This is a genomic window from Acidobacteriota bacterium (assembly GCA_016716715.1).
Lineage (GTDB): Bacteria > Acidobacteriota > Thermoanaerobaculia > UBA5066 > UBA5066 > Fen-183.
This window is the reverse complement of sequence record JADJVE010000003.1, coordinates 100,510-126,129: the sequence shown is the minus strand read 5'-3', so window position 1 is coordinate 126,129 and position 25,620 is coordinate 100,510. Positions and strand designations below refer to the sequence as shown.

The 25,620-nt window shown below is 69.2% G+C and carries 30 protein-coding genes; 9 read left to right on the top strand and 21 right to left on the bottom strand.

Going from position 1 to position 25,620, the window contains the following annotated elements:
- Positions 1-9 precede the first annotated feature (9 nt).
- Positions 10-1,428, top strand: coding sequence for a type I glutamate--ammonia ligase (gene glnA, locus IPL89_05465; protein ID MBK9062629.1), 1,419 nt, complete (start codon positions 10-12; stop codon positions 1,426-1,428).
- Here the strand turns inward: glnA and IPL89_05460 are convergent.
- The 11 genes from IPL89_05460 to IPL89_05410 form a co-directional block, all read right to left on the bottom strand.
- Positions 1,416-1,712 carry a hypothetical protein gene (locus tag IPL89_05460; protein MBK9062628.1) on the bottom strand — a complete coding sequence of 99 codons (297 nt, stop codon included), beginning with the start codon at positions 1,710-1,712 and terminating at the stop codon, positions 1,416-1,418. The genes glnA and IPL89_05460 overlap by 13 nt on opposite strands.
- Complete coding sequence (locus IPL89_05455) at positions 1,709-1,996, bottom strand: EutN/CcmL family microcompartment protein (GenBank protein ID MBK9062627.1); 288 nt, start codon at positions 1,994-1,996, stop codon at positions 1,709-1,711. The genes IPL89_05460 and IPL89_05455 overlap by 4 nt, the downstream gene beginning before the upstream one ends.
- Positions 1,993-2,595: a BMC domain-containing protein gene (locus IPL89_05450; GenBank protein ID MBK9062626.1), complete on the bottom strand. Its 603-nt coding sequence runs from the start codon at positions 2,593-2,595 to the stop codon at positions 1,993-1,995. Before IPL89_05450 ends, IPL89_05455 begins: the two co-directional genes overlap by 4 nt.
- A 10-nt stretch (positions 2,596-2,605) precedes the next feature.
- Complete coding sequence (locus IPL89_05445; protein MBK9062625.1) at positions 2,606-3,970, bottom strand: aldehyde dehydrogenase EutE; 1,365 nt, start codon at positions 3,968-3,970, stop codon at positions 2,606-2,608.
- 82 nt (positions 3,971-4,052) lie between these two features.
- Complete coding sequence (locus IPL89_05440) at positions 4,053-4,370, bottom strand: EutN/CcmL family microcompartment protein (GenBank protein MBK9062624.1); 318 nt, start codon at positions 4,368-4,370, stop codon at positions 4,053-4,055.
- A gap of 33 nt (positions 4,371-4,403) precedes the next feature.
- Positions 4,404-4,724 carry a BMC domain-containing protein gene (locus IPL89_05435; GenBank protein MBK9062623.1) on the bottom strand — a complete coding sequence of 107 codons (321 nt, stop codon included), beginning with the start codon at positions 4,722-4,724 and terminating at the stop codon, positions 4,404-4,406.
- A gap of 54 nt (positions 4,725-4,778) precedes the next feature.
- Positions 4,779-5,405 (bottom strand): hypothetical protein, encoded by a 627-nt coding sequence (locus IPL89_05430; protein ID MBK9062622.1) that lies wholly within the window; start codon positions 5,403-5,405, stop codon positions 4,779-4,781.
- A gap of 5 nt (positions 5,406-5,410) precedes the next feature.
- Positions 5,411-6,049, bottom strand: coding sequence for a hypothetical protein (locus IPL89_05425; GenBank protein ID MBK9062621.1), 639 nt, complete (start codon positions 6,047-6,049; stop codon positions 5,411-5,413).
- Positions 6,046-7,488 (bottom strand): deoxyribose-phosphate aldolase, encoded by a 1,443-nt coding sequence (deoC, locus tag IPL89_05420; protein MBK9062620.1) that lies wholly within the window; start codon positions 7,486-7,488, stop codon positions 6,046-6,048. The genes IPL89_05425 and deoC overlap by 4 nt, the downstream gene beginning before the upstream one ends.
- Before the next feature lie 57 nt (positions 7,489-7,545).
- The gene (locus IPL89_05415) at positions 7,546-8,778 is read right to left on the bottom strand and encodes an ABC transporter permease (protein MBK9062619.1); all 1,233 of its coding nucleotides are present in this window, start codon (positions 8,776-8,778) and stop codon (positions 7,546-7,548) included.
- A 16-nt stretch (positions 8,779-8,794) separates the two neighbouring features.
- On the bottom strand, positions 8,795-9,652 hold the full coding sequence (locus tag IPL89_05410) for a DUF4878 domain-containing protein (GenBank protein MBK9062618.1): 858 nt from the start codon (positions 9,650-9,652) through the stop codon (positions 8,795-8,797).
- Between the two features lie 132 nt (positions 9,653-9,784).
- Between IPL89_05410 and IPL89_05405 the strand changes: the two genes are divergently transcribed.
- Both IPL89_05405 and IPL89_05400 read left to right on the top strand, forming a co-directional pair.
- The gene (locus tag IPL89_05405) at positions 9,785-10,711 is read left to right on the top strand and encodes a hypothetical protein (protein MBK9062617.1); all 927 of its coding nucleotides are present in this window, start codon (positions 9,785-9,787) and stop codon (positions 10,709-10,711) included.
- Positions 10,712-10,767: 56 nt separating this feature from the next.
- Positions 10,768-11,304: a hypothetical protein gene (locus IPL89_05400; GenBank protein MBK9062616.1), complete on the top strand. Its 537-nt coding sequence runs from the start codon at positions 10,768-10,770 to the stop codon at positions 11,302-11,304.
- A gap of 18 nt (positions 11,305-11,322) precedes the next feature.
- Here the strand turns inward: IPL89_05400 and carA are convergent, their stop codons facing one another.
- Together carA and aroF are read right to left on the bottom strand one after the other, a co-directional pair.
- Positions 11,323-12,417 (bottom strand): glutamine-hydrolyzing carbamoyl-phosphate synthase small subunit, encoded by a 1,095-nt coding sequence (gene carA, locus IPL89_05395; protein MBK9062615.1) that lies wholly within the window; start codon positions 12,415-12,417, stop codon positions 11,323-11,325.
- Between the two features lie 11 nt (positions 12,418-12,428).
- Positions 12,429-13,430, bottom strand: a complete 1,002-nt coding sequence (gene aroF, locus IPL89_05390; GenBank protein MBK9062614.1) for a 3-deoxy-7-phosphoheptulonate synthase — start codon at positions 13,428-13,430, stop codon at positions 12,429-12,431.
- A gap of 89 nt (positions 13,431-13,519) precedes the next feature.
- On the opposite strand from aroF, the gene IPL89_05385 reads away from it, so the two are divergent.
- Both IPL89_05385 and IPL89_05380 read left to right on the top strand, forming a co-directional pair.
- Positions 13,520-14,305 carry a hypothetical protein gene (locus IPL89_05385; protein MBK9062613.1) on the top strand — a complete coding sequence of 262 codons (786 nt, stop codon included), beginning with the start codon at positions 13,520-13,522 and terminating at the stop codon, positions 14,303-14,305.
- A gap of 9 nt (positions 14,306-14,314) precedes the next feature.
- Positions 14,315-14,650 (top strand): hypothetical protein, encoded by a 336-nt coding sequence (locus IPL89_05380; protein MBK9062612.1) that lies wholly within the window; start codon positions 14,315-14,317, stop codon positions 14,648-14,650.
- Here the strand turns inward: IPL89_05380 and IPL89_05375 are convergent.
- Genes IPL89_05375 through meaB form a run of 3 tightly spaced genes read right to left on the bottom strand, consistent with a single transcriptional unit; the run spans position 14,647 to position 16,804 of the window.
- Complete coding sequence (locus IPL89_05375; protein ID MBK9062611.1) at positions 14,647-15,084, bottom strand: type II toxin-antitoxin system VapC family toxin; 438 nt, start codon at positions 15,082-15,084, stop codon at positions 14,647-14,649. The genes IPL89_05380 and IPL89_05375 overlap by 4 nt on opposite strands.
- Positions 15,081-15,347 carry a hypothetical protein gene (locus IPL89_05370; GenBank protein MBK9062610.1) on the bottom strand — a complete coding sequence of 89 codons (267 nt, stop codon included), beginning with the start codon at positions 15,345-15,347 and terminating at the stop codon, positions 15,081-15,083. Before IPL89_05370 ends, IPL89_05375 begins: the two co-directional genes overlap by 4 nt.
- Positions 15,348-15,373: 26 nt before the next feature.
- On the bottom strand, positions 15,374-16,804 hold the full coding sequence (meaB, locus tag IPL89_05365) for a methylmalonyl Co-A mutase-associated GTPase MeaB (GenBank protein MBK9062609.1): 1,431 nt from the start codon (positions 16,802-16,804) through the stop codon (positions 15,374-15,376).
- A 46-nt stretch (positions 16,805-16,850) separates the two neighbouring features.
- Here meaB and IPL89_05360 point away from each other — a divergent pair, with 46 nt between their 5' ends.
- Positions 16,851-18,962, top strand: coding sequence for a sigma 54-interacting transcriptional regulator (locus IPL89_05360; GenBank protein ID MBK9062608.1), 2,112 nt, complete (start codon positions 16,851-16,853; stop codon positions 18,960-18,962).
- Between the two features lie 113 nt (positions 18,963-19,075).
- Positions 19,076-19,369 carry a hypothetical protein gene (locus IPL89_05355; protein ID MBK9062607.1) on the top strand — a complete coding sequence of 98 codons (294 nt, stop codon included), beginning with the start codon at positions 19,076-19,078 and terminating at the stop codon, positions 19,367-19,369.
- Between the two features lie 96 nt (positions 19,370-19,465).
- Here IPL89_05355 and IPL89_05350 read toward each other — a convergent pair whose 3' ends face one another.
- Positions 19,466-20,395, bottom strand: a complete 930-nt coding sequence (locus IPL89_05350) for a zinc metalloprotease (GenBank protein ID MBK9062606.1) — start codon at positions 20,393-20,395, stop codon at positions 19,466-19,468.
- 171 nt (positions 20,396-20,566) lie between these two features.
- On the opposite strand from IPL89_05350, the gene IPL89_05345 reads away from it, so the two are divergent.
- Entirely contained in the window at positions 20,567-20,875 is a 309-nt protein-coding gene (locus tag IPL89_05345) for a hypothetical protein (protein ID MBK9062605.1), read from the top strand.
- Positions 20,876-20,890: 15 nt separating this feature from the next.
- Here IPL89_05345 and IPL89_05340 read toward each other — a convergent pair whose 3' ends face one another.
- Entirely contained in the window at positions 20,891-21,304 is a 414-nt protein-coding gene (locus tag IPL89_05340; GenBank protein MBK9062604.1) for a hemin receptor, read from the bottom strand.
- An 80-nt stretch (positions 21,305-21,384) separates the two neighbouring features.
- On the opposite strand from IPL89_05340, the gene IPL89_05335 reads away from it, so the two are divergent.
- Positions 21,385-22,932: an NAD(P)-dependent oxidoreductase gene (locus IPL89_05335; protein ID MBK9062603.1), complete on the top strand. Its 1,548-nt coding sequence runs from the start codon at positions 21,385-21,387 to the stop codon at positions 22,930-22,932.
- Here IPL89_05335 and IPL89_05330 read toward each other — a convergent pair.
- The 3 genes from IPL89_05330 to IPL89_05320 are packed head-to-tail and all read right to left on the bottom strand — an operon-like array spanning position 22,915 to position 25,619.
- A complete protein-coding gene (locus IPL89_05330; protein ID MBK9062602.1) occupies positions 22,915-23,316 on the bottom strand; it encodes a hypothetical protein in 402 nt (133 codons plus the stop codon). The genes IPL89_05335 and IPL89_05330 overlap by 18 nt on opposite strands.
- Complete coding sequence (locus IPL89_05325; GenBank protein ID MBK9062601.1) at positions 23,313-23,912, bottom strand: hydrogenase maturation protease; 600 nt, start codon at positions 23,910-23,912, stop codon at positions 23,313-23,315. The genes IPL89_05330 and IPL89_05325 overlap by 4 nt, the downstream gene beginning before the upstream one ends.
- Positions 23,913-23,921: 9 nt before the next feature.
- Complete coding sequence (locus IPL89_05320; protein ID MBK9062600.1) at positions 23,922-25,619, bottom strand: nickel-dependent hydrogenase large subunit; 1,698 nt, start codon at positions 25,617-25,619, stop codon at positions 23,922-23,924.
- Position 25,620: the final 1 nt, after the last annotated feature.

Below are 25,620 nucleotides of genomic sequence, written 5' to 3'. Positions count from 1 at the left end.
GGGGACCCGATGTTCCAGCAATTCGACGAGGCCGCCGCGCACATCCGCCAGCACGGCATCACGATGGTCGACCTGAAGTTCTGCGACCTCGCAGGCCGCTGGCGGCACGTGACGCTCCCCGCCGAGCGGTTCACGCCCGAGCTGATGGAAGACGGCGTCGGATTCGACGGCTCGTCCGTGGGCCTGCGCTCCGTGAAGTCCGGCGACCTTGTCCTCGTCCCCGACCTCACGACGGCCTTTCTCGACCCGTTCCCCGAGGAGAAAACGCTCAGCTTCCTCTGCCGGATTCTCGAGGCCGACGACCGCTCGCCGGTTCTCTTCGACCCGCGCACGATCGCCAAGCGCGCCGAGGAGCGCCTCCGCGCGAGCGGAGTCGGAACGAGGAGCCTCTGGGGCCCGGAGTTCGAGTTCTACCTGTTCGACGGCGTCGCCTACGAGAACGGCGTGAACGTCGCGAGCTACCGCGTGGAATCGTCCGAGGCGGACTGGCGGAGCCACGAGCTCGGCTCGGGGTTCACGATCCCCCGGCACGGCGGCTATCACGCGCTCCCGCCGCAGGACCACCTCGACGACGCGCGGACGAAGATCTCGCGCATCCTCGAGTCGGTCGGCGTCCCCGTGAAGTACCACCACCACGAGGTGGGCGGGCCCGGCCAGTGCGAGATCGAGATCCCGCTCCTCCCGCTCCTCGACGCGTGCGACGCCGTCCTCATGGTCAAGTACGTCGTCCGGCGCGCCGCGAAGAAGATGGGGCTCACGGCCACGTTCATGCCGAAGCCGCTCTACGGCGAGGCGGGCAGCGGCATGCACTGCCACCAGCTCGTCTTCGACGGCGAGCGCAATGCCTACTTCGACCCCGCGGGTTACGGCTGCGTGAGCGAGACCGGGCGCTTCGCGATCGGCGGCCTCCTCCACCACGGCGCGGCCGTGATGGCGCTCACGAACCCCTCGACGAACTCGTACCGCCGCCTCGTCCCGGGCTTCGAGGCGCCCGTCACCGCGATCTACTCGCTCGGAAACCGCAGCGCGGCGATCCGGATTCCGAAGTACGCGAACCGCCCCGAGAGCGCGCGGTTCGAGTTCCGCCCGCCCGACGCCACGTGCAACCCGTACCTCGCGATGGCGGCGCAGCTCCTCGCGGGCCTCGACGGCATCGAGAAGAAGATGGACCCGACAGCGCTCGGCTTCGGACCGTTCGACGGCGACGTCATGGCGCTGCCGGCCGAGGTGAAGGCGAAGATACGCGCCCTCCCGACCGCGCTCGACGAATCGCTCGACGCGCTCGAGACCGACCACGCGTTCCTCGTGAAAGACGGCGTCTTCCCCGCCGACCTCGTCCCGCGCTGGATCCAGAAGAAGCGCGAGGAGGACCGCGAGGTGAGGAACCGCCCGCACCCCTACGAGATCGAGCTCTATTACGACCTCTGAGGCGACCCGGTAACCGGCACGTCCACTTCGTCCACGATCGCCACGATGAGCGACCTCACCGGCGCCTTCGGATCACCGAGGATCTGGCGCGCTGAGTTCCCCTCGTCTTCAACGAGGACGGTCTGGCCCACGCCGGCCCCGACCATGTCGAGCGCGAGGATGTACCGGGCGCCGTCGAGCGTCCCGTCCGGCAGGACCGCTCCCACGAGGAGTTGCTTTCTCCCGGCGTAGAACGGGTGCTGGACGGTGCAGACGACCGTCCCGAGGACGCGCCCCATGATCATGGCGCCCGCTCCGGACTCTCCAGCGCGTGCTGGTCGACGATTCCGACGATGGCGTGGTCGACCGGAATGAACCACGGGTCGTGAAGGAGGGCCGCCTCGCGAGACGCCTCCCACGTGACGAGGTCGCCGGAGGAAGCCTGCGCGGACGCGTCGGTGGCCACGAACGGCTCGCCGTCGTCCTTGAGGTCCGCCGTGAGCGGGCGGACGATGAGGAGCTTGAGCCCCTTCATCGCGTCGGGCTTCATCGTCGCCACGAGCGTGCCGATGACCCTGCCCAATTTCATCCCCGGAACTCCTTGAAGAATCGGCTCCCCGAGCCGAGGGCTTCGCGGACGGCCGGATCGGCCCGCGGGATGACGGCGGTCGAAGCGCCCGTGGCGCCCGCCTTCTCGAGGGAGGCCCGCGCGAGGTCGATCGCGGCCTCGACGTCGTGCGTCTCGCCCCAGAGGCTCGCGATCGCCTTGCCGCCAAGGCCGTCCCCGACGCGCAGTTCCACGAGCTCCACGAGCGCCCCCTTGAGCGCGGCGTCGACGGCCCGAACGAGCGCCGGCGGCGTCGCGGCCTGCAGGACGCCGAGCGTGTCGCCGGGCGCGGGCCAGCGGATGGCCCCTGTCCCGATCGCGGGCGCGAGTCGCGCCTCGGCGTTCGGGAGGAGCATCTCGTCGACGACGGAGGGTCCCGCGGCGTCGAGCGCGCGGCGCCACGAGCGCTCCACCGGCCCGACCTCTCCGCCGAACAGGATCAGGTAGTGGCCGCAGTGGATCGTGCCCGTCCGGAGCACGTCCACCTCCGCTTCCTTGGCGAGGGCGTCGAGAACGCGCAGGCCCGGCGGGATCTCGCCAAAGAGGAGCATCGCGAGGGCGGGGCCGGAGCTCTCCTCCATCACGTCCGCGTCACACGATCCGGAAATGGTCGACGAGCGTGCAGCGCCGCCACCGGGAGAACGACCGCGGGCTCGTCAGCCCCTCGCCGGTCGGGGATGCGATGGTGAACGACGTGTGCCCTTCGCCGCCGTACCCGAGTCCGGCGAGGTTCGGTCCGTTCTTCACGAAGATCGAGCAGTTGCAGCGGCGCGCCATGGTCGAAAGTGCCGAGAGGTCGTGGGAGTGCATGGAGGCGGTGTGGAAGCAGGCGCCCTCGGCCGCGACGGCGAGGTCGATCGCCTCGTTCACGTTCTTCACGCGCGTCAGCGGGAGAACCGGCATCATCTGCTCCGTCCAGACGAGGGGGTGCTCGTTTGGGACCTCCACGAGAACCGTCCGCACCTCGGGCCCCGCCGTGATGCCCAGCTCGCGCAGGATCACCGAAGCGTCCTTCCCGATGAACTTCTTGTTCACGACGGCGTGGCCGCGCGGCCCGGCCCCCTTCTCGAAGATCACGTTCTCGAGACGCGAGAGGTCGCGGGCGGGAAGCTCGAACGCCCCCGCCTTCTTCATCGCACCCTTCAGGGCGTCGGCGATGGAGTCGACGGCGATGACCTCTTTTTCGTCCGTGCAGATGACGTTGTTGTCGAAGGAATGCCCGAAGACGATGTCCCGCCCGGCCTTTTCGATGTCGGCCGTTTCGTCGACGACGGCGGGCGGATTGCCGGGCCCGGCGCAGATGGCCCGCTTGCCGGAATTCATCGCGGCGGCCACGACCGCGCCGCCTCCCGTGACGACCAGGAGCCGGATCCTCGGGTGCTTCATCAGCTCGCCCGCCGACTGAATGGACGGCTCGGCCATGCAGACGACCGTGTTGGGCGGCCCCCCCGCCTTCACGATCGCCTCGTCCAGCAGGCGGACCGTCTCCCGCGAGACCTTCGCGGCGGACGGGTGCGGGTTGAACACGACGGTGTTCCCCGCGGCCACCATTCCGATCGAGTTACAGATGATCGTCGAGGACGGGTTCGTGACCGGCGTGATCGCCCCGATGACGCCGAACGGAGCCGGCTCGACGAGAACGAGACCGTGGTCTCCCGACACGGCTGTGGGCGTCAGTTCCTCGGGACCCGGGGTCTTGTTCGTGACGAGGAGGTTCTTCCGGAGCTTGTCCTCCACGCGCCCGAGGCCCGTCTCCTCGACGGCCATGGCCGCCAGGGAACGCGCGTTTGCCCGCATGGCTTCGCGCATCGAATCGACGATCGCGTGCCGCTTCTCGAGGCCGATCGCGTCGAGGGCCCGGAACGCGACGGCCGCCGCAGCGACGGCGTCGTCGAGGCTCGAGAAGGCACCGCCTCCCGCCGAGGGCGGTCGGGCCCCCGTGCCCGCCTCCTTCATGAGCTCCCGGGCGATGATCTCGGCCAGGCGGCGGATCTGCCCGGGGTCGTGAGCCGAGCTCACGGGTCAACCCGCTCCATCGTCAGGCGCCCCGGTACCCGTGCTCGGACGAGTGCTTCTCGAAGAGGGTCTGCCCGCCGATCTCCCAGGTGTCGACGATCGCCATGATGACGGCGTCGCAGGGGCGGTCCTTCGTGACCTCGGTCTGACGGGCGGAGGAGCCGGACGCGTAGAGCACGTACTCGCCGACGCCGCAGCCCACCGCGTCGTTCGCGACCACGAAGCCGCCCTCCTTGAGGTTCTCGGGGTTCACCTGCCGGAGCAGCAGAAACTTGAGCCCCTCGATTTTCGCGTCCTTCCGTGTCGCCACGACGGTCCCGACGACTTTTGCCAGGAGCATGGCCTCACCGCCTCCCGTTCACCATCGCTCGACCTACTTCTTGCCGCCGTGCGCGCCGATCTCCTTCTCGACCTCCGCCTTTCGGCCGAGCGGAAGGACGAGGTCGACGTTGACGTGCGGGCGGGCGATGATGTGCGTGGTGACGATGTCGCCGACGCGCGTTGCCCCGTTCTGGCCCGCGTCCACGGCCGCTTTCACGGCCGCGACGTCTCCCCGGATGATGGCGGTCACGAAGCCGCCCCCCGTCTTCTCGTAGCTCACGAGCTCGACCTTCGCGGCCTTCACCATCGCGTCGGCCGCTTCGACCATCGCGGCGAAGGAGCGGCATTCGATCATCCCCAGTGCTTCAGCCATTTCGATCCTCCCTGTCCGTTTCTGCTTTGGTGACGTTACGACGTTTCATGACGTTTATGAGGACTTCGCGGCGCGCCCGGAAAGGCCCGCGATCGCCCGCTCGGCCGCGGGCAGGGCGACGTCGATGTCGCGGTCCGCGCCCGCCAGGTAGACCCGTCCGAACGAGCCGAACGTGACGATCTCCAGCACCTTGATGTCCGCCGCCTTCTCCGCCTCGTTCGCCGCCAGAGCGGCGTATGCGGCAGGCTGGCATTCCAGGATGTAGAGGGACTGGCCCGCCACGATCATGTGGCCGTGGCGCGTGCGGTTGATGAGCTGGGTCTGACGGTCGTCGAGGCCCCGGATCACGGTCGAGGACAGGATCTCGGGTTTCAACCGGTCGCCCTCGGTCTTGCCGATCTCCCGGAGAATCGCCTCGCCTGCGCGACGCACCTCCGCCTGCTCGTCGTGGTGGACTTCGAGCAGTCCGTAGAGCCGCTCGACGATCTGCATCCCGGGCGTGACGGATGTGGATTTGACCGCGATGTCGGTGAGCCGGTTGACGGCGATCCCGGGGGAGACCTCGATGAAGAGAGAGGCCTGTCCGCCAACGGGGAGGAAGCCCTTCGCCACCGTCCCGATGAAGGCCGCGTGCTGCTCCTGAAGGGAGTCGAGAAAGACGTAGCTCCGAAGGTCGATCACCGCTCTCAGTCCCTCCGGCCCTTCTGCGCCTCGCGCCCGGTGAGCGACTCGATCGCCCGGATGGCGGCGACCGAAGCCACGTCGATGTCCCGCTGCGCGCCACCGAGGTAGACGCGCCCGAACGCCCCGGTCATCCGCACGTCCACGACGTTGATCTCCGCGGCCTTCTCGGCCTCGTTCGCGGCGAAGGCGGCGTAGGCCGCGGGCTCGACCTCGAGGATGTACAGCGACTCGCCGGCCACGAGCATCATTCCCTGCCGGTCGCGGTTGATCAGCTGCGCCTGGAGGGCGTCGACGCGCCGGATGACCTGCGACGAGAGGACCCGCGGCTTGATCCGGTCGGCCTCGTTCAGGGAAAGCGCGGCGAGGATCGCGGCGCCGGCCTGCCGGACCTCGGCCTGCGAGACGCTGTGGATCTCGAGCATTCCGTAGAGGCGCTCGACCACCTGCATGCCCGGGCGGACGTCGGTCGCCTTCACGGCGACGTCCGTCACGCGGTTGATCTCGATGCCCGGCGAGATCTCGACGATCAGGGAGGCTTCGTGCGCGACCGGGAGGAAACCCCGGGCGACCGTCCCGATGTAGGCCGCGACCTGCGGCTGCATCGAGTCGAGGTAAACGAAGCTCCGGAGATCGGCCATCAATACGACCCTTTCGCTTCCTTGCGAGAGTCGACGGCGATCCCCCGAGCTTCCTGGACGATCTTCACGCCGACGGAGGCTCCGATCCGCGTGGCGCCGGCGGCGATGAGCTTCTCGGCGTCCTCGGCCGACCGGATCCCTCCCGACGCCTTCACGCCGAGCTTGCGGTCGACGGCTCGGGCCATGAGCTCCACGTCGTGAGCCGTGGCGCCGCCCGTGGAGAACCCCGTCGACGTCTTCACGAAGTCCGCCCGGGCCTTGCGGGCCGCCACGCAGCCGGCGACTTTCTCGTCGTCGGTCAGGAGCGACGTTTCCAGGATCACCTTGAGGATCGCGCCTCCGTCGTGGGCGGTCTCGGCCACGGCCCGGATGTCGTCCTCCACGTACTTCAGGTCGCCCGACTTGAGCGCCCCGACCGCGATCACCATGTCGATTTCGCTCGCCCCGTCCCGGACGGCCCGCCGAGCCTCGAGAGCCTTGGTCTCCCGGGACGTTGCCCCCAGCGGAAAGCCCACCACCGAGCAGACGACGGGGGACTTGCCGGCGAGCCGGACGGCGCAACGCCTGACGAAGATCGGGTTGACGCAGACCGACGCGAAGCCGAACTGGGCGGCCTCGTCGCACAGCTTGTCGATGTCCGAGTAGGTGGCGTCGGCGCGGAGAAGCGTGTGGTCGATGAACCCGGCGAGGTCCCTGGGCACCTCGCCGCCTCCGGGCGCGCCCGACACGCGGCACCCGGGCCCCACGCACGCGATCATCGAACGAACCGTATCGGCGCAGCGCGTCGCGCAGTGGCCCCCGATTGGGCAGCCGGTACAGGCCTCGCCTCCGGCCGCCGGCCCCGCGCACGTCGGCGGGACGAGGAGCGACGGATTCGAGGCGAGGATCTGCGTGATCCGGCCGATGAGCGATTCGAGGTCGGGTGAGGCCATGGACGGCGAACTCCTCGAGCCCGGCGGACGGCGCGGGTCCTCCGGCGCGTTCCCCCGGCTCTTGTCGATGGCGTCGATCATAGCGACTCGGCGCTGGTGGCGCTCCACGGTGCAATCGGTGGACAGGAAGACGTCGACGATTCCGAGCGCGAGCTCCTCGGCGAGGTACCCGGCGCCGAGCGTCAGGACGTTTGCGTCGTTGTGCTCCCGCGCGTTCCGCGCGGTTGCGAGGTCGAAGGCCATGGCCGCGCGGACTCCCGGGATCTTGTTGGCGACCATGGAGGACCCGATGCCGGCGCCGTCGACGACGACCCCCCGCCACGCCCGTCCCGAGGCGACGGCCTCGCCGGCGGCGCGCGCAAAGACGGGGTAATCGCACGGCTCCGTCGAGCTCGTCCCGACGTCGAGGACGTCCCTGCCCTGCGCGTTGAGGTGCCGCTTGATCGCTTCCTTCAGCGCAAAACCGCCGTGGTCGGCGGCAAGGACCACCGGTCCCGCAGCGGGTTTCATTTCACGAAGTGTACGCCCGGAGAAACGGCGCGATCACGCTCGCCGCGGCGCGCCGCCTCACTCGTACCGGAGCGCATCCGACGGGTTCAGACGCGCCGCACGCCGCGCCGGGAGCGCGGACGCGGCGAGGACAAGAAGGAGCCCGACGCCGAGGATGGCGGCGACGTGCAGCGGCTCGGGACGGAACGGCATCCACGCGAGGTAGTACACCTTCGCGATCTCGGGCGGGAAGCGTACGACGTGGAACGTGGTGAGGAACGCGCAGACGAGGAGGCCGAAAAGGACTCCGAGCACGAGGCCTCCGCCGCCGAGGATGAGGCCGGAAAGCCGGAACGTCCGCGCGATGACGCGAGGGGGCGCGCCGAGCGCCGCGAGCACGCCGACGTCGCGCGTTTTCTCCGCGAGGAGGACCACGAGCGACGACACGACGGTCCCGGCCGCGACCGCGACGATCAGGGTCAGGACGACGAAGAGCAGCGTCTGCTGGACGGCGAGAGCCTGGAAGAGGTCGCGGTTCAGGACCTTCCAGTCGAGCACCGTCGCGCCCGGGCCGAGGAGCGCCCGCGCCGAGGCGACGGTCTCCGTGGACCCGGAGGCGCTCTCGAGCTTCACCTCGAGGACGCCCACGCGCGCGTCCGGGGGGGCGATGCGGTCGAAGTCTCTCAGCGCGAGAACGGACCACGAGTCGTCGACCTCGGAGAATCCCGTTTCCACGACGGCCGCGACGGTCAGCGCGGTCCGCGCCGGCGAAGCGACGCCCGCCGAGAGCGCCGGGGACGCGGTCTCGAGGACGACGCGCGAGCCGACCGTGACGCCGAGCCGCCGCGCGAGGCCCGACCCGAGGAGGACGGGGGTCTCCCCCCTGGCCCGGAGCGAGGCGAACGCGGCCTCCACCCCCGGGACACGTCCGAGGAGGCGCGTCGTCGCGAGCCCGGCCGGGAGGTCGAGAGCCTTGACGAGGGCGTCGGCGCCCTGCGGCGCGGCGGCCGACAGGACGAGCGCGGGCGCGAAGCCCGTGCGGGCGACCGCGGAGACGTTCGGGAGGGCCTCGAGGGCTCTTCGGGCCTCATCGGGGGCCGTGGCCGCGTCGGGCATCACGATGATCTCGGCGCTCGTGCCCGCAATGCGCTCGGCGAGGTCGTGCCGGTAACCGGACATGAGGCCCATCGCCACGACGAGAGACGCCGCCCCGAGCGCCACGCCGCAGAGCGCGAGGACCGAGACCGTCTTCGGCAGCCCCCGCCTCGAGCCCGCGAGGAAGCGTTTCGCGAGGAAGGCGGGGACATTCACAAGTGGAGTTTACGGTCTAGTTCTTCCACTCTTCCCGCTGGACCTTCCAGGCGCCGCCTTCCTTGACCATGTGGACGACGCCGTTCGCGACGCTTCCGTCCTGTTTGCCCGTGACGGTGAGGTCGGCTTTGTCGCCCGTTTCGACGACCTTGAGGACCTTGATTTCGGTCGGGGACATCAACTTCACCATCCCGACCATCTTCTTCGCCTCCGGGTCGTCGAGATTCTTGGCCTGCTCCTTCGTGAAGAGCTTCTTGAGAGCCGGGAGGTCCTCCTTCTGGATGGCCCTCAGGAAGTCCGCGTAGACCGCGGCCTGCGGGGACTTCCGCGCGGCGGCGGTCTCGGCAGCGGTCGGCGGCACGACCTTCGGTGCGTGCGTAATGTCGGCCTTGAACGAGACGTCGAAGCTGTACGTTTCTCCGAAGAACTCGCTCTCCTTCGCGCTCTTGTAGCTTCCTTCGACCGTCTTGCCGTCGAAGACCTTCTTCGTGAAGACGTCGGCGGAAGAAAGCCCGCTCGGGCTCGCCTTCTTGAAGCCCTTGTCCCGGAAAGCCGTGGAGATCGGCTTGCCGTCGGCATCGAGCCTGATCTCGAACGCGTGGAGCTTGCCGGCGTCGGCCATGTTCATGCGCTCGAACTGGTCCTCGAGCGCCTTGGCTTCCAGCGGGACGTCGGTCAGGATGACCTCGACGTCCTCCTTCGTCTTGTCGAAGAAACCGGGGACGGCGCGCGCGTAGGCGAAGGACACCTTCGTCGCCTTGCCGTTCACCGTGATGGTCCCTTCGGCCTTGCCGTCGGCCGCGCGCGCGGCCGGGGCGGCGAGGAGGCCGAAGGCCGCGAAGAGTGCAAGGGATGTCCGCGCGAAAGCGCTCATGGGGTGCCTCCTGATGTGCTGTTGAGAAATGGTATCAGCCGATGCACGAAAGACGGCCCCGCGCGCCACGCGGCATAGACGATCTATGCCGAAGAGACGCAGTGCACGTCTCCTCCCTTGAGGAGATGTCCCATGCGCCACACGCTCGCCCTCACAGCCCTGCTCGTCGCCGCACCGCTCCTCCACGCCCAGGCGCCGCCGGCGAGGACTCTGCCGAAAAGCCCGACATTCAAGACCGGGGAGTCGCCCGAGGCGCCGATGACGCCGCTCGCACGGAAACTGAAGTCCGATTTCGAGGCCGCAAACGCGGCCGCGCGGGCGGCGCTCTCGCGCCTGAAGGCGCAGCCGGTCCCGAGGCCGCCCACGCAGGAACAGAAGCTCGCGCTCGCCGCGCACCAGGCGGGCGTCGACAAGCCCTGCGACCGGACTCTCTTCAACCTCGAGGGCGCCGCGGCGAACTTCACGATCCAGCCCGGCCAGCTCATCCTCCTGAACGGCTGCTTCAAAGGCTCCTCGAACGCCGAGGTTCGGATCGAGGGGGGCTCGTTCCCCAACGGCGCCCTTCTCCTCGAGGTTCAGGACCGGGGCGACGGGTATTTCTATGGGAAGGTGCCCGACATCGCCGGCGTGCCCGATCAGCCGGTCTCCGTCTGCGTTCGCTTCTTTTCGGACGGCTTCAAGACGTCTCCGCGGAGTGGGTCCTTCTACGCGAAGAGGCAGACGTGGGACGTCCTTGTGGACGATCGGGTCTGCCACGGCCTGCGGGTGGACGGCGCCATGCCATTTGGGGGATCGGGTCCGGTGGTCCCTTGTGAGGCCCCAAGCGGCCCCGCGGTGCACTCTTGGTCTTCAAAGGCCCGGGCGAGCGGCTACGGTCTGACCAAGTTCTGGTGGATATCCGTGGTTACCGACTCTCTGGGCCACAGCAACTATGTCTCGCCCACCAGCGTGAGGCCGTCTGACGACGGAAGCACAGTCCTCGTCACCGCTCCGAAAAACTGCACCTACGGTGCATACCGGGTTCGTATCGAAGGTCCAGCCGGCCCGCCGCCCTTTTGAGGCGCCCCTATTACCTGAGTTCGCCGCGCGCGTCTTCCCTCGCAAGGAGGCCTCTCATGCGCCTTTATTCCGCGATCGCTCTCTCCCTTCTTATCGCCGCTCCCCTCGCAGCCCAGACGCCGACCGCAGCCACGCTCAGGGCCGACTTCGACGCGGCGAACGCCGCCGCCCGTTCGGCACTCGCGCGGCTGAAGACGCAGGCGATCGCCAAGCCGCTCACGCAGCAGCAGAAGCTCGGCGCGGCCGCGCACACGGCGGGAGTCGACAGGCCGTGCGACCGGACGCTCTTCAACGTCGAGGGCGCCGCCGCGAACTTCCGGATCCAGCCCGGGCAGCTCATCCTCCTGACCGGGTGCTTCAAGGGCGCTTCGAATGCCGAGGTTCGCATCAAGGGCACCTTCTTTCCGCCGTACGGCTATCTGCTCCTCTCGATTCAGGAGCGCACAGACACCTACTTCTACGGCGCGGTGCCGGACGTCACGGGGGTCCCCGACCAGCCGGTCGCCATCTCCATTCGCTTCCTCTCCGACGGCTTCACGACCACGCCGAAGAACGGCTTCTTCTACAGAAAGAACCACTGGGCGACGGAATAGGAGACGGGAGCGGCCCCGTCAGCGCGCGGCGTGCGCGACGAGGCTGACGAACTCGTCGAAGAGGGCGTCCGAGTCGTGCGGGCCGGGAGCGGACTCCGGGTGGTACTGGACCGCGAAGACGGGCTTGTCCGTGAGCCGGAAGCCCTCGCACGTGCCGTCGTTGAGGTTCACGTGCGTGAGCTCGGCGTTCTTCGGGAGCGAGTCGGCGTCGACCGAGAACCCGTGGTTCTGCGAGGTGATCGCGACGTGCCCCGTCTGGAGGTTCTTCACCGGGTGGTTCGCGCCACGGTGGCCGAACTTGAGCTTGAACGTCGTCCCGCCGACGGCGAGGCCGAGGAGCTGCTGGCCGAGGCAGATTCCGAAGACAGGCCGGCCCGAAGCGACGAACTCCTTGACGTTCGCGACCGGCCCCGGCAGCGCGTCCGGGTCGCCCGGCCCGTTCGAGAGGAAGACGCCGTCGAACCCCTGCGCGAGGATCTCCTTCGCACTCGTCGTGGCGGGAAACACCGTGGACTTGAGGCCGCGGGCCGCGAGCATCCGGAGGATGTTCGTCTTGATCCCGTAGTCGATCGCCGCGATGCGCCCCTTGACGGCGGCGCCGGGCGGCATCGGGAAGTCGTACGCCTTCGGCGTCGACACGGTGAGCGCGAGGGCCGCGCCCGCCATCGCGGGCTGGGCCTTGACCTTCTCGAGGAGCGCCGCGGCGTCGGCGTCCGAGGCGACCTCGGAAGAGATCGTGCCGCGCATCGCGCCCGCGCTCCGGAGGTGCATGACGAGCGCCCGCGTGTCGAGGCCGTCGATCCCCGGGACGCCGGCCTTCGCGAGCGCCTCGGCGACGGTCTCCTTGCCGCGCGCGTTCGAAAAGCGATCCGGGAAGTTCCGCGCCGCGAATCCCGCCACCTGGATCCGGTCCGACTCGACGTCCTCGTCGTTGAGACCGTAGTTGCCGATGTGCGACGCCGTCATGACGACGATCTGGCCGCGGTAGGACGGGTCCGTGAGCGTTTCCTGGTAGCCCGCCATTCCGGTGTTGAAGACGACCTCGCCGAAGGAGGTCCCTCCCGCCCCGACGGCGCGGCCCTCCCAGCGGCGGCCGTCCTCGAGAAGAAGAATGGCGCGGGCGCTCACAGCGTCCTCCCGACGGCGGCGGCGACAGGCCGCAGCTTCTCCATGAGGTTCGCGAAGAGCTCCGGCGTGAGGGCCTGCGGGCCGTCCGAGAGCGCCTCGGCGGGCCGGTGGTGAACCTCGATCGCGACGCCGTCGGCGCCGGCGGCCACGGACGCGAGCGACATCGGCAGGACCTTGTCGCGGCGCCCGGTGCCGTGGGACGGGTCGACGAGGATCGGGAGGTGCGAGAGGCGCTCGACCGCGGGGACGACCGCGAGGTCGAGCGTGTTGCGCGTGAAGTCGTTGAACGTCCTCACGCCGCGCTCGCACAGGACGACGTTCGGGTTGCCCTCGGCGAGGACGTACTCGGCCGCGAGGAGGAACTCCTCGAGGGTCGCCGACATCCCGCGCTTGAGGAGTACGGGCTTGCCCGAGCGGCCCGCGAGCTTGAGGAGCTCGAAGTTCTGCATGTTGCGCGCGCCGATCTGGAGGCAGTCCGCGTAACGCGCCACGAGGTCGACGGTGGCCGTGTCGAGGACCTCGGTCACGACGGGAAGGCCCGTGGCCTCGCGCGCCGCGGCGAGGATCTTCAGCCCCTCCTCGCCCAGTCCCTGGAAGGAGTACGGGGACGTGCGGGGCTTGTAAGCGCCGCCCCGCAGGAGGTGCGCGCCGAGGTTCTTCACGGCCTTCGCGATCGTGACCGTCTGCTCGAGGCTCTCGACCGCGCACGGGCCCGCCATGACGACGAGTCGCGTCCCGCCGACCGGCACGCCGCCGATCGAGACGACCGTGTCCTCGGGGTGGAACTCGCGTGAGACGAGCTTGTAGGGGTGCGAGACGCGAATGACCTCGAGAACGCCGGGGAGGTTCTCGAAGGCCGCCGGCCCCACGGTGCCCTTGTTCCCCGTGATGCCGATGGCGGTGCGCTGGGCCCCCGGAATGGGGTGCGCCTTGAGCCCGAGCTTCTCGGCCGCGCCAACCACGCGTTCGACGTCGATCCCGGTGGCGGTGCGGTCCATGACGATGAGCACGGCTGGCGTTCCCTCGGCCGCGTTTATACTTCATCTCGCCGCGATTCCCCGATTCCCGCGCGGCCCCGGAGGTCCCGATGCCCCGTTACGGAAATGCCCGCGCCGCCGCCCTCCTCATGGCGCTGGCCCTCGGCTGGGCCGGAACCGCCACGGCGACCTACGTCATCTACACGAAGGACGGCAAGCGCATCGAGGCGCAGGAGAGGCCCGTCCTCAAGGGCAAGCGCCTGAACTTCCTGACGCCGCTCGGGAGCCCGCAGTCCATCGCGCTCGACGAATTCGACCAGGAGCGCAGCGACAGGGTGAACAAGGAAGGCCTCGGCAACGCCTACCCTCTCGACGACCCGACCGGACAGCGCTCCTCGCTCCCGAACCCCGAGGCGAAGAAGCCGTCGCTCTCCGAGTACATCAAGCAGCACGGCCGCAAGGAGATGGGCTCCGAGCGGGCGGAGCGCCGCGAGGGCGACATCGGGAAGGCCATGGCCTCCGAAGCCCGGCAAGCCGTCCGCGCGGCTCCCGAGCAGCCGCTGATCGTGATGGACCCTCAGATCACAGAGGCTTTCATGCGCGCCATGGACGGGAGCAGCGTGAAAGGGGTCAAGCTCACGCAGATTCCCTCCGGCGTGCGGGTGACGGCCACCACCGAGACCGAGCAGCAGGTGTTCCTCGCGCTCGTGGCGTGCGCGCGCGGCCTCAAGGAGTCGCGCGCCGCGGGCAAACCGCTCGACAAGGCCGAGGTCGCGTTCACGACGTCCACCGGCGAGACAGCGGCCCGCTTCGACCTCAGCCCGAACGACGCGGACAACCTCCTGACCGGCCGCGTGACGCCCTCCCGCTTCTTCGTCTCGAACGTCATCTTCTAGGGCGGGCGCGTGGAAGCCGGGACGCTCGTCCTCGTCCATCTCGTCGCGCCCAAGGAGAAGTACTGGGGACTCCTCGAAGCGCTCTCGCCTGCGGGGCTGACGCTCCGCGGCCTCGAGCTCGACCTCTTCGAGGAATGGGCCCGCCAGCAGCGGCCGGGCGCCGACGCCGAGCTGGGCGTCACGACGCTCTTCGTGCCGCTCCACCGCGTCGAGAAGATCTTCGAGGACACGCGCGTCGGGAGCGTCGCGAGCTACACCGAGCGGTTCTTCGTGATCGTCGGCCGCGACGTACGCGACGTCCTCCGGCCGGCGCCGCCGGTCCCGGACACGTCGAGCCCGAACTAGCCCTTCTTCCCGCGCGCCGTGAACGAGGGCGAGGCGGGCCAGATCTCGAACCCGGCGTCTGCGAAATGACGGTCGAACGTGAAGGCCTTCTTCAGCCGGTGCCGGCGCATGAGGGCGAACGACACGCAGTCCGTGAAGCTCACCCGCTGATCCGCGAACTTGCGGAACAGCTCCACGGCGGTGGCCTCGTCCGCGGCATCCGGGCGGAGGATCGACAGGATGCGCGAACCGTAGAGCGCGTCAGCCCGCGCGGCCGCAAACGCGTACGTCGCCCGCCTCGCGAGGAGGGTGAGCGTCTCGTCCACGACGAAGCTCGATGTGAAGAGGACGCCCGAGGATCGCTCCAGCCGCTTCCAGGCGCGCACCGCAGCATCGTGGTACTGGTCGCCCGCGACGTAGCGTGCGAGGAACGCGCCCGTGTCGACGAAGATCACGGCTCGGCGTCGTAGAGAAAGGCGTCGTGGTCGCGCGCGAGGGTGGCCGGGCCGCGGCCTCGCCACACGTCGCCGTCCGCGAACAACGAATCGTGGCCCCCGACCCCCTCGGTGGCCGGAAGCGCGGCGTCCAACGACTCGCGGACGACCACCCCGAAGGACACACCCTGTTCCTTCGCACGGCGGAACGCGCGGCGCCGGAGGTCGGCGGGAAGCATGACGGTCGTGCGCCGCATGGACGCGCCCTCTTTCATGACCGACATAATAGCACCGCCATAATGGGCATTCGTCAACCCGTGCCCTTCTTCTTCTCCGACAGCTCGAGGAGGATGCCGCCCGTGGCGGACGGGTGCACGAACGCGACGAGGCACTCGTGCGCGCCGTCGAACGGCTCCTCGTTGACGAGGCGGACGCCCGCGGCCTTCAGCCGGGCGAGCACCGCGCGGACGTCCACGACCTCGAGGCACAGGTGGTGGATCCCCGGCCCGCGCGTCGCGAGCGCCTTCCCGATCGGGCTGTCGGGCGACGTCGGCTCGAGGAGCTCGATGTGCGACTCCCCCACCGCGCGGAACGAGGTCAGCACCTTCTGCGATGCGACCTCCTCGCGATGCTCCTCGACCAGCCCGAGAAGGTCCCAGAACTTCCCACCCTGCTCGAGGGAGGGGACGGAGATCCCGAGATGAGAAATACGGGAGACAAGAGAAGAGGAAGACGAAGACTTCTTAGAAGGTGAAGAGGGGATGGGCGGCGTAGCAGCGCCGCCGTCGCCGTTGTCGATGCGGCTCACGAGGCCCCTGGCTGCCGCGATCGGATCTTCTGTGCGCGCTTCCACACGATTCGCCGCCTCGTCGAGCGCCCCGTGGTCGCCCCCGAGACTCTTCACCCTTCTAAGAAAATCTTCTCTGATCAGCCCTTCGATGCGGATCCTCGTCCGCTCGCGCTTCCTCCGGACGCCCTCGGGACCATCCAGGAAGGCCCGATGCTCCCCGAGCTTCGCCTCCAGCTCGTCGAGACCCGCCCCCGTCGTCGCGACGGTCTTCACGACCGGCGGGATCCAGGCGCCGTGCTCGCCCAGCTCGAGCATCTGCAGGATCTCCTGCACGACGCGGTCCGCGCCGTCGCGGTCGGCCTTGTTCACGACGAAGAGGTCCGCGACTTCCATCAGGCCGGCCTTGATCGCCTGGATGTCGTCGCCCATCCCCGGAGTCAGGACGACGACGCAGGACTCCGCGAGCCGGAAGACGTCGACCTCGTCCTGACCGACGCCGACCGTCTCGACGAGCACGTCGTCGAAGCCCGCCGCGTCGAGGACGTCGACGGCGTCGGCCGATGCGCGCGCGAGGCCGCCGAGGTGGCCGCGCGTCGCCATCGAACGGATCAGGACGCCCGGGTCCGTGTAGAGGTCCTGCATCCGGATGCGGTCGCCGAGGATCGCGCCGCCCGAGAACGGCGACGACGGGTCGACCGCCACGATCCCGACTTTCCTCCCGCGCGCGCGGGCGCGCCGCGCGAGAGCCGCCGTGAGCGTGGACTTGCCCGCCCCGGGCGAGCCCGTGAGGCCCGTGACGCGGGCGCGGCCCGTCTTCGGGAAAAGCAGCGCTAGGAGCTCGGGAAACCGGGCGTCGGCGCTCTCGGCCCACGAGATCGCGCGCGCGACGGCGGGCACGCGGCCGAGGAGCACCCCTTCGGCGAGGGCGGCGGCGCTGGCGGGGACCGGCATTCCTCCCGAGTGTAGACGAGGCGCGGGGCCTAGAATGACGCCGCAAATGACCGTGCCCCCGGCCCTTCCGTCCCTCGTGGCGGTCCTGTCCGAGATCGCCCGGGTCGCGGGCGAGACGCTGGACCTCAACGAGGTCTTTCACCGGATCGCGACGGCGGCCGGCCGGGTCCTCGCATTCGACGCGATGACCGTCACGCTGACGGACGAAGTCGACGGCTTCGTCCTCTACTCGATCGGGGGCGCCGAGATCACGGACGAGACTCGCCGCTCGTACGCGCGCATGGTGCCGCGCACCGAGTACTCGCCCGGCCTCTGGAACGCCCTCACGAGCAAGGGGGTCATCGACGACGTCGTCGCCGCGTGCGACCGCGCGTTCCCCCGCGACCGCGAGCTGTCGGATTCCGGCGTCCGCGCGATGCTCCGGGCCCCGCTTCGCACCGGCTCGCGGGAGATGGGCTACCTCTCGGTCCTGCGCCTCGCGCCGGGCGCTTTCCGCGCCTCCGACCTGGACCTCCTCGCCCCGATCGCGGACGTCGTCGCGATGGCCGTCGCCCACGCGCGCCTCGCGGCCGGCGAGCTGGACCGGCGCCGGCGGTACGAGGCGCTGCAGGCGCTCTCCCCCGTCCTCGCGCGGGCGCTCGACGTGCGGGAGGTCTTCGACGCGATCTCGGAGATCGTCCGGCCCGTCGTCCCGCACGACCGCATGGCGATCGGCCTCCTGAACGAGGACCGCACGGCCGTCAACGTCTACGCGGTCTCGGGAACGGGGTTTCCCGAAGTCCGCGAGCCCATCCGGCTCTCGCAGGAAGACCGGGATCGAGCGAACGTCTGGTCGACCGAGATCGTCCGGGACGTCGAGAAGGAAGTTCCGCCGGATTCCGACAAGTGCCGGCACCTGAGGGCCGACGGCGTGCGCTCGCTCCTCAGGGTCCCGATCTTCTTCGAGGGCCAGTGGCAGTTCGCGGGCGGCCTCCTCTTCCTCTCCCGGGCGCCCGGCACGTACGGCGAGAGCGACGTCCCTCTCGCCCAGCACGTCGCGGACCAGGTTGCGCTCGCCCTCTCGCACGAGCGTCTCGCCGGCGAGGCGCGCCGCGCGGCCGAGGCCGTGAGCGAGGCGAAGAAGCTCGAGCAGCGCGTCGCGTCCCTCACGGAGGAGCTGGCCTCGCGCGAAGGTTTCGGCCGGATCGTCGGCGTCGCGAAGAGCTGGAAGGGCATCCTCGTGCAGGTCTCGAAAGTCGCGCCGACGGAAACGACCGTTCTCCTCACGGGCGAATCCGGCACCGGCAAGGAGATCCTCGCGCGGGCGATCCATCGCGCGTCGTCACGGGCCTCCGGGCCGTTCGTCGCGATCAACGCGGCGGCGCTCCCGGACCAGCTCCTCGAGTCCGAGCTGTTCGGCTACGAGCGGGGCGCCTTCACGGGCGCGACGGCGGCCAAGCCCGGCCGCATCGAGCAGGCCACGGGCGGCACCCTCTTCCTCGACGAGGCGGGCGAGATGAGCCCCGCCGTGCAGGCCAAGCTCCTGCGCGTTCTGCAGGAGCGGGAGTTCCAGCGGCTCGGCGGGACGAAGGTGCTCCGGACGGACGCGCGCATCGTCGCCGCGACGAACCGCGACCTGAAGAAGGCGATCGCGCGCGGCGAATTCCGCGAGGACCTCTTCTACCGCCTCTCGGTTTTCGAGATCGCCCTGCCGCCTCTCCGCGAGCGCGTCGAGGACATCCTCCCGCTGACGGAGGTCTTCCTGGCCGAGCTCGGGCCGGCAATCGGCCGCCCCGTCGCGGGCGTCTCGAAGGAGGCGAAGGACCTCCTCCTCGCCTACCCGTGGCCGGGCAACGTCCGCGAGCTCAAGAACGCGCTCGAGCGCGCCGCGATTCTCTGCGACGGCAACCTCATCACCGCCGCCCACCTCCCCATTTCCGTCTCCGGGCACGAAGCCGCCCGTCCGATGGGGCCGGCGCCAGCCGGCGAACGCCGCGCCTTTCCGCCCGGCGGCGTAGACCTCGAGTCGCTGGAGAAGGAATACGTGAAAGAAGCGCTCGCCAAGGCACGCTTCAACAAGAGCAAGGCCGCCAAGCTCCTCGGCCTCACGCGCGCCCAGCTCTACTCGAGGATCGAGAAATACGGTCTGGGAGGAGAGGAAGATAAAGAATTCTCCTAGGGAATTCTCCCTATTCCTTCTCCGGACTTTTTCCTCTCTCCTCGACCCCTTTTCCGGAGTGTTTCCTTCCCTCCGAAGCCCCATCTTCTTCATGTAAGACGAAGGGGGACAACATGAAAAACAACAACAACCTCAACGGCGGCACCAAGGTTCCGGCCGGCTTCTACTTCAACAAGGCGAACTGGGAGATCGCGACGGTCAGCGGCAAGAAGGGCGGCCTGCTGCCCGGCGACGCGAAGGCCGATTACCTCAAGATCCCCGCCGTCGCGATGCTCGCGGCCGCCCCCGTGCTCGGCGCCGCGTTCGTGGTCTTCCTTCCCGTCATCGGCTTTGCGCTCCTCGCAACGGCCGCCTTCAACAAGGCCTTCCGTCCGGCCGCGGCGCCCAAGCCCGCCCACCAGGACTGAACCCGCGTCCCCACGCGCTCCGGCCGCGTTGATTCGCCGGAAAAACGAAACGAGCCGCCGACGGGCGGCTCGTTTGCCGTGGGGGGCGACCCTGACTTACTTTCCGGAGCGGTACGCCGTGAACTGCGAGTCCATCCGGGCATCCTGGCCGGTGGAGAACCGATCCATGCAGGAGTCGTCCGTGTAGTCCATGAAGTTCGTGATGGGGTCGACGCCCGCCTTGTTCTTGCAGGAGTCGCGCCCGGCAGGGCAGCCGAACGCCGCGGACTTCTCCGCCGGCGTGTCGCTCACGTAGTCCCCGTTGCCGTTACAGCCGCCCTGGAACGTGTGGTAGAGGCCCATCCAGTGGCCGATCTCGTGCGTCGCCGTGTCGCCGAGGTTGTACGGCGCCGCCGTACCGCCAGGCAGGGATGAGTAAAGGACGACGACGCCGTCCATTTTCGGCTTGCCCGCGTAGTCCGACGGGAACGTCGCCCAGCCGAGGAGGCCTCCGCCCATGTTGTTCGTGTAGATGTTCAGGTCGTCCGCCGTGCCCCTTCGGAGCGCGTTTTTCATCTGGGTCTCGGCCGTCGTGCCCGGCTGCGCCGTGTACCACGACGCGTTCGTCGTGCGATCTGTCGAGACAAGGTTGAACGACCACCCCGTGGACGCGTACGCGGCGTTCAGGACGCTGATCTGCTGGGCGATCTGGGAATCCGGGATGTTGCCGCTCGCGAGCGAGGTTCCGTTGTTGATGACGTGGACGTAAACCGGAATGGTTCCGCCCGTGGCCATCGGCCAGCGGCCGGGCCGCTCGGCGAGGAGCCGCTCGGTCTCCTGCTCGATGAAGTCCGCTTCCTCCTCGTCCACGGGCCGCGTGCTGCACCGGGCCCCGCTCTCGACGAACGCCTTCTGGCTCACCCAGCTCTGCCCCTGGAAGACGAAGGGCTCGGCGTTGGGCCCGTCGCGTTCGACGTCCCGCGCTGAGGCCGCAAGAGGGAGGAAGAAGAGGAACGCGGCAACGACCCGCACGAGGACACGCTTCATCGAGTACCTCCTGAGATTTGTTCTCAGGATCTTATTCCGGGGGCTCTTCACCTTCTAGGGAATTCTCCCTATCCCTTCTCCGGACTCTTTCCCTTCTCTTCGGCCCCTTTTCCGGAGTGTTTTCGTCGCCCCCAGGCCCCATCTTCTTCACGTAAGGCAAAGGGGGACGACATGAAAAACAACAACAACCTCAGCGGCGGTTCCAAGGTCCAGTCCGGCTTCTACTTCAACAAGGCCAACTGGGAGATCGTGACGGTCAGCGGCAAGAAGGGCGGCGTGCTGCCCGGCGACGCGAAGGCCGACTACCTGAGGGTCCCCGCCGTCGCGATGCTCGCCGGAGCTCCCGTGCTCGGCGCGGCCTTCGTCGTCTTCCTCCCCGTCATCGGCTTCGCGCTCCTGGCCTCGGCCGCCTTCAAGAAGGCGTTCCGTCACGCCGCGACGCCCGCGCACAAGGAAGCCCACGTCCGCCACGGCGACTGAGGGTTGAAGACGACGTCAGGTCCGGCCGGAAGCCGCGTCGCGCATCACGACGCCGATCCGGTCGAACGCGGCGCGCCACGCCGCTGCGTGCGCCTCGGTGAAGCCCGCGCCGATCTGGTCGCGCAGGGTCCTCACGAGCGCCTCGCGGAACGTCGCGAAGTTCGCCTCCGTGACGCCGTAGGCCGCGTGCCGCTGCCCGAGGTCGCGCAGCGGCCGCTCGCCCGAGTGAGCGTCGTCGAGGCCCGCCACGGCGAGGCCGAGGGCGCTCACGAACATCGCCCCCTGCGCATCGAGGTCGCCCTTGAAGAGCGCTCTCAGCGACGGGTCGAGTTCGAACAGCCTCTCGTAAAACGAGCGCCCGACGCCCCTCGGAATGGGGCGGAGGCTTTCGAAGCTCTCTCGCACGAGGGCCATCTCTTCGCGGGTCATCCTCAGGATCATGCCACGGCGCGGCGCGCCCGCGCGGCGGCCCGCGCTAGACTGAGAAACGGCGCGGAGCTCGCGCACACATGACACTGCCGCGACTCATTCTCACGGGAGCGTCCGGCTTCGTGGGACGCCATCTCCTCGAGGCGATCTGCGACGACTGGACCGTCTACGGGATCGCCCGCCGCTCGCAGGCGCGCTGCGGCGCGCCGGTGCACCCCAACCTCACGTGGTTCCAGGTGGACATCGGCGACCGCGGGGCGCTCGCGGAGGTTTTCGAAAAGATCAGGGCCGACGGCGGAGCGGACGTCGTCATCCACCTCGCCGCGCATTACGATTTCACGGGCGAGGAACACCCCGAGTACTTCCGGACGAACGTCGACGGGCTGAGAAACACTCTGGACCTCTCGGCGGAAATCGGCGTCAGGCAGTTCTTCTTCTCGAGCTCCGTCGCGGCCTGCGAGCTGCCGCCGCCCGGGAAGACGCTCGACGAAACGAGCCCGCCGGACGGACGCCACATATACGCCCAGACGAAGCGCATCGGCGAGACGATGGTGGGCGGCTACAAGGACCGCTTCACGCCCGTGATCGTGCGCTTCGCGGCGATGTTCTCCGACCACTGCGAGTACCCGCCGCTCTACATGTTCTTCGAGACGTGGCTTTCGGCCGCGTGGAACCGGCACGTCCTCGGCGGGAGGGGCGAGAGCGCGATCCCGTACCTCCACGTATCGGACGCGGTCGCGTTCCTCGTGCGGCTCCTCGAGCGGCGGCACGACTGGAAGCCCAGGGAAGTCCTCATCGCGAGCCCCGACGGCGCGACGAGCCACAACGAGCTCTTCGCAGCGACGATGGCCCACGAGAGCCCGGCCCCGGCCCCGCCGATCCGGATGCCGAAGATCCTGTGCGGGCCCGGAATGTGGGCGCGCGACATCGCGGGACGCCTTCTGGGCGCCCGCCCGTTCGAGCGCCCGTGGATGGCCGACTACATCGACACCGTCATGGCGATCGATGCCAGCAAGACGCGGGCGCGCACGGGCTGGGCGCCGCGGGACCGCCTCGAGGTGATCCGCCGCCTCCCGTTCCTCCTCGAGAACCGCCGGACGTACCCGCTCGACTGGCACCGGCTGAACCGCGCCGCGATGAAGACGGTTCACGTGCCGCAGAACCTGCGCCTCTACCAGCTCCTCGAGCGGCACCAGGCCGAGCTCGTCGAGGCGTACTCGCGGGCGCTCGACGACGCGCGCCTCCCCTCCTACGAGCACGTGAGCCCCGAGGACCACGAGTGGCACCACAAGATGATCCTCCGCCAGATGATGAACGCCGTGAGGACGCAGGACCGCCACGTCCTCGTGGCGTACTGCGGCGACCTCGCCGAGCGCCGCTACCGGAAGGGCTTCCGGGAAGAGGACCTCTGCCGGGCGATCGCGGCGCTGAACGGCGTCTGCACGAATGTCCTCGCGCGCGACCCCGACGCGACGGCGCTTGCCGCCGAGATCCACGACGATATCTCGACGCCGCTCAAGTGGGGCGTCGACCGCATCCAGGAGACGTACGAGACCCTCGCGGCGGCCGACGCGCGGCGCGCGCGCGCCGCCGCGGCTGGCGACGCTTCCTCAGCTTCGGGCCGCTGACGCGGCCGCCCCGGCCCGTTCGGCGACCGCCCGGCGGTGAAGGGCCCACACGACGGCGCCCATGAGGGCGTCGCCGGCCGCCGAGACCGGAACCATCCACGGCCCGCCGTCGACCGCCGTCATCGTCAGGAGGAAGACGACCGCGATCGACTTCGTCGTGAGGAGGAACGTCACGCCGCCCGTCCGGTGGTACTCGAGGAGGTAGCCCGCGACGACGACGAAGTGGAAGATCCCGGCCTGCCGTGCGAAGAAGAGCGGTGTCACGTCCGGCCAGCCGCCGAACGCGGCGCCCCAGCGCGTCAGGAAGATCAGGCCCAGCCCGACGGCGACGCTGTGCAGCGCCACGAGATGGACGACGAGACGCTCGAGGCGCGTCGCGCTCACACGAGCGCGGGCTCGGGTGCCGGAGCGGGCGCGGGGGCGGGAAGGGGCGCGATCACGGGCGTCTCCCACCACGGCAGCGGCACGGCCACGGCGTCCGGATTGCGGCGGTGAACGTCGAACCCGCGCGCGAGGAGCTCGACGACGATCTCGTCGGCCGCGCGCACGACGGCGTGCTGGAGAGCGGGCGTCAGGCCCACGCCCGCCTTGACGGATTCGGGCACGACGCCCACGAGCCTCACGAAGGCCGGCGCCTCTCCCGCCATCTCGACGGCGAGGATCGCCTCCGTGACGCCGGGGTCGTGCGGCGAGAGGCGAGGCTTGGGCCCGAACTTCACGAGCGCGTCGCGGTCGAAGATCCGGATCGTCCCGGGCTCAGCGCCCTTCGAATGCACGGTGTCGACGAGGATGATCCCGCACGGGCCCGCGACGTACGGGACGAGGTCGAGCCCCGGCGTCCCCACGTCGACGACCTCGACTTCGGGCGGGAACACGTACGTCGCCTCGAGGCGGTGGATGACCCAGGGGCCGAGCGCGTCGTCGCCCATGAGGACGTTACCGAGGCCGAGGACCCGGACGAGCGGCGCGCCGGTTTCCAAGACGGTCTCCTAGAGGGCCTTCACGCGGGCGATCTCGTTGCCCTCGGGGTCGAGCGTGTGGATCGCGCACGCAATGCACGGGTCGAACGAGTGGATCGTGCGCAGGACCTCGAGCGGCTGCTCGGGGTTCGCGACGGGGTTGCCCATGAGCGCGGCCTCGTACGGGCCCATCTGGCCCTTCTCGTCGCGGGGCCCGGCGTTCCACGTCGAGGGGACGACGGCCTGGTAGTTGTCGATCTTGCCGTCCTTGATGACGATCCAGTGCGAGAGAACGCCGCGCGGCGCCTCGTGGAAGCCGAAGCCGCGCTGCTCGCCCTTCGGGAAGACGGGCTCGTTGAAGATCGTCGTGTCGCCCTTGCCGATGTTCTCGACGAGCATCTTCCAGTGCTTCTGTCCGAGCTCTGCGAGGACGTTCGCGCGGATCATGCGGGCCGCGTGGCGGCCGAGCGTGCCGTGCAGGATCGCCGGCGAGAGCTTCGTCTTCGCGATGGAGCCCGCCGTCTCGAGCGTCTTCGTCGCCCAGCGGACCGTCGGCTCGTGCTTCTGCGCGAACCCGACGAGGACCTGCGCGAGCGGCCCGACCTGCATGACCTTGCCGCCGAACCGCGGGGACTTGACCCAGGAGTACTTCCCGTTCTCGTCGAACTTCGTGTACTTCGGGTTCGTCTCGCCCTCGTACGGATGCCTCGAGGGAGCGCCTTCGTACCACGAGTGCGCGATCGACTCCGTCACGTTGTCGCGGAAGTACGTGTCGCCGAAGGTCTTGATCTCCTTCATGGTCCCGAGATCGCCGTCCATGATCGTGCCGCCCGGAAGGTCGAACTTCGTGCCCTTCGTGTCGAGCGGGAGGTCCGGCACGGCGAGGTAGTTCTTCACGCCGCCGCCGTAGGGCAGCCAGTCGGCGTAGAGGGCGCCGACCGCGCAGACGTCGGGGAAGTAGACCTGCTGGATGAAGGCCGTGATCTCGTCGAAGAGATCCTTGACCATGAACAGCTTGTTCATGTTCAGGGTGGCCTCGTTGTCGAGGTTGATCGCGTTCGCGACGCCGCCGACGGCGAGGTTCTGGATGTTCGGCGTCTTGCTGCCGAGGATCGCGACGACCTTGTTGATGCGCCGCTGGTAGTCGAGCGCCTGCAGGTAGTGCGAGACCGCGAGGAGGTTCACCTCGGGCGGCAGCTTCATCGCCGGATGGCCCCAGTAGCCGTTCTGGAAGATGCCGAGCTGCCCCGCCTCGACGAAGCCCTTGAGCTTCGCCTGGACGGCCGCGAGCTTCTTCGTGTTGTTGTTCGGCCACGAGGAGAGGCTCTCCGCGAGCGAGGAGGCCTTCGCGGGATCGGCCTTGAGCGCCGAGACGACGTCGACCCAGTCCAGCGCCGAGAGGTGGTAGAAGTGGACGATGTGGTCGTGCAGCGCGTGCGCGATCACGATCATGTTGCGGATGAGCTGGGCGTTCAGCGGGATCTCGAGGCCGAGCGCGTTCTCGACGGTGCGCACGGACGCGATCGCGTGGACCGTCGTGCAGACGCCGCAGAACCGCTGCGTGAAGAGCCAGGCCTCGCGCGGGTCGCGCCCCTTCAGGATCGTCTCGATCCCCCGGAACATCTGGCCCGAGGACCAGGCGTTCGTGACCTTGCCGCCGTTGACCTCCACGTCGATGCGGAGGTGGCCCTCGATGCGGGTGATCGGGTCGACGACGATTCGCGTCATG

What these genes read in the sequence shown, in the direction of transcription:
- IPL89_05335 (MBK9062603.1), top strand. Translation starts at nt 21,385, where the DNA reads ATGACACTGCCGCGACTCATTCTCACGGGAGCGTCCGGCTTCGTGGGA.
- IPL89_05360 (MBK9062608.1), top strand. Translation starts at nt 16,851, where the DNA reads ATGACCGTGCCCCCGGCCCTTCCGTCCCTCGTGGCGGTCCTGTCCGAG.
- IPL89_05440 (MBK9062624.1), bottom strand. Translation starts at nt 4,370, where the DNA reads ATGCTCCTGGCAAAAGTCGTCGGGACCGTCGTGGCGACACGGAAGGAC.
- IPL89_05405 (MBK9062617.1), top strand. Translation starts at nt 9,785, where the DNA reads ATGCGCCACACGCTCGCCCTCACAGCCCTGCTCGTCGCCGCACCGCTC.
- IPL89_05340 (MBK9062604.1), bottom strand. Translation starts at nt 21,304, where the DNA reads ATGACCCGCGAAGAGATGGCCCTCGTGCGAGAGAGCTTCGAAAGCCTC.
- aroF (MBK9062614.1), bottom strand. Translation starts at nt 13,430, where the DNA reads ATGGACCGCACCGCCACCGGGATCGACGTCGAACGCGTGGTTGGCGCG.
- IPL89_05400 (MBK9062616.1), top strand. Translation starts at nt 10,768, where the DNA reads ATGCGCCTTTATTCCGCGATCGCTCTCTCCCTTCTTATCGCCGCTCCC.
- IPL89_05385 (MBK9062613.1), top strand. Translation starts at nt 13,520, where the DNA reads ATGCCCCGTTACGGAAATGCCCGCGCCGCCGCCCTCCTCATGGCGCTG.
- deoC (MBK9062620.1), bottom strand. Translation starts at nt 7,488, where the DNA reads ATGAAACCCGCTGCGGGACCGGTGGTCCTTGCCGCCGACCACGGCGGT.
- IPL89_05435 (MBK9062623.1), bottom strand. Translation starts at nt 4,724, where the DNA reads ATGGCTGAAGCACTGGGGATGATCGAATGCCGCTCCTTCGCCGCGATG.
- IPL89_05445 (MBK9062625.1), bottom strand. Translation starts at nt 3,970, where the DNA reads ATGAAGGAGGCGGGCACGGGGGCCCGACCGCCCTCGGCGGGAGGCGGT.
- IPL89_05355 (MBK9062607.1), top strand. Translation starts at nt 19,076, where the DNA reads ATGAAAAACAACAACAACCTCAACGGCGGCACCAAGGTTCCGGCCGGC.
- IPL89_05410 (MBK9062618.1), bottom strand. Translation starts at nt 9,652, where the DNA reads ATGAGCGCTTTCGCGCGGACATCCCTTGCACTCTTCGCGGCCTTCGGC.
- meaB (MBK9062609.1), bottom strand. Translation starts at nt 16,804, where the DNA reads ATGCCGGTCCCCGCCAGCGCCGCCGCCCTCGCCGAAGGGGTGCTCCTC.
- IPL89_05460 (MBK9062628.1), bottom strand. Translation starts at nt 1,712, where the DNA reads ATGATCATGGGGCGCGTCCTCGGGACGGTCGTCTGCACCGTCCAGCAC.
- IPL89_05370 (MBK9062610.1), bottom strand. Translation starts at nt 15,347, where the DNA reads ATGTCGGTCATGAAAGAGGGCGCGTCCATGCGGCGCACGACCGTCATG.
- IPL89_05450 (MBK9062626.1), bottom strand. Translation starts at nt 2,595, where the DNA reads ATGGAGGAGAGCTCCGGCCCCGCCCTCGCGATGCTCCTCTTTGGCGAG.
- IPL89_05350 (MBK9062606.1), bottom strand. Translation starts at nt 20,395, where the DNA reads ATGAAGCGTGTCCTCGTGCGGGTCGTTGCCGCGTTCCTCTTCTTCCTC.
- glnA (MBK9062629.1), top strand. Translation starts at nt 10, where the DNA reads ATGTTCCAGCAATTCGACGAGGCCGCCGCGCACATCCGCCAGCACGGC.
- IPL89_05320 (MBK9062600.1), bottom strand. Translation starts at nt 25,619, where the DNA reads ATGACGCGAATCGTCGTCGACCCGATCACCCGCATCGAGGGCCACCTC.
- IPL89_05455 (MBK9062627.1), bottom strand. Translation starts at nt 1,996, where the DNA reads ATGAAATTGGGCAGGGTCATCGGCACGCTCGTGGCGACGATGAAGCCC.
- IPL89_05345 (MBK9062605.1), top strand. Translation starts at nt 20,567, where the DNA reads ATGAAAAACAACAACAACCTCAGCGGCGGTTCCAAGGTCCAGTCCGGC.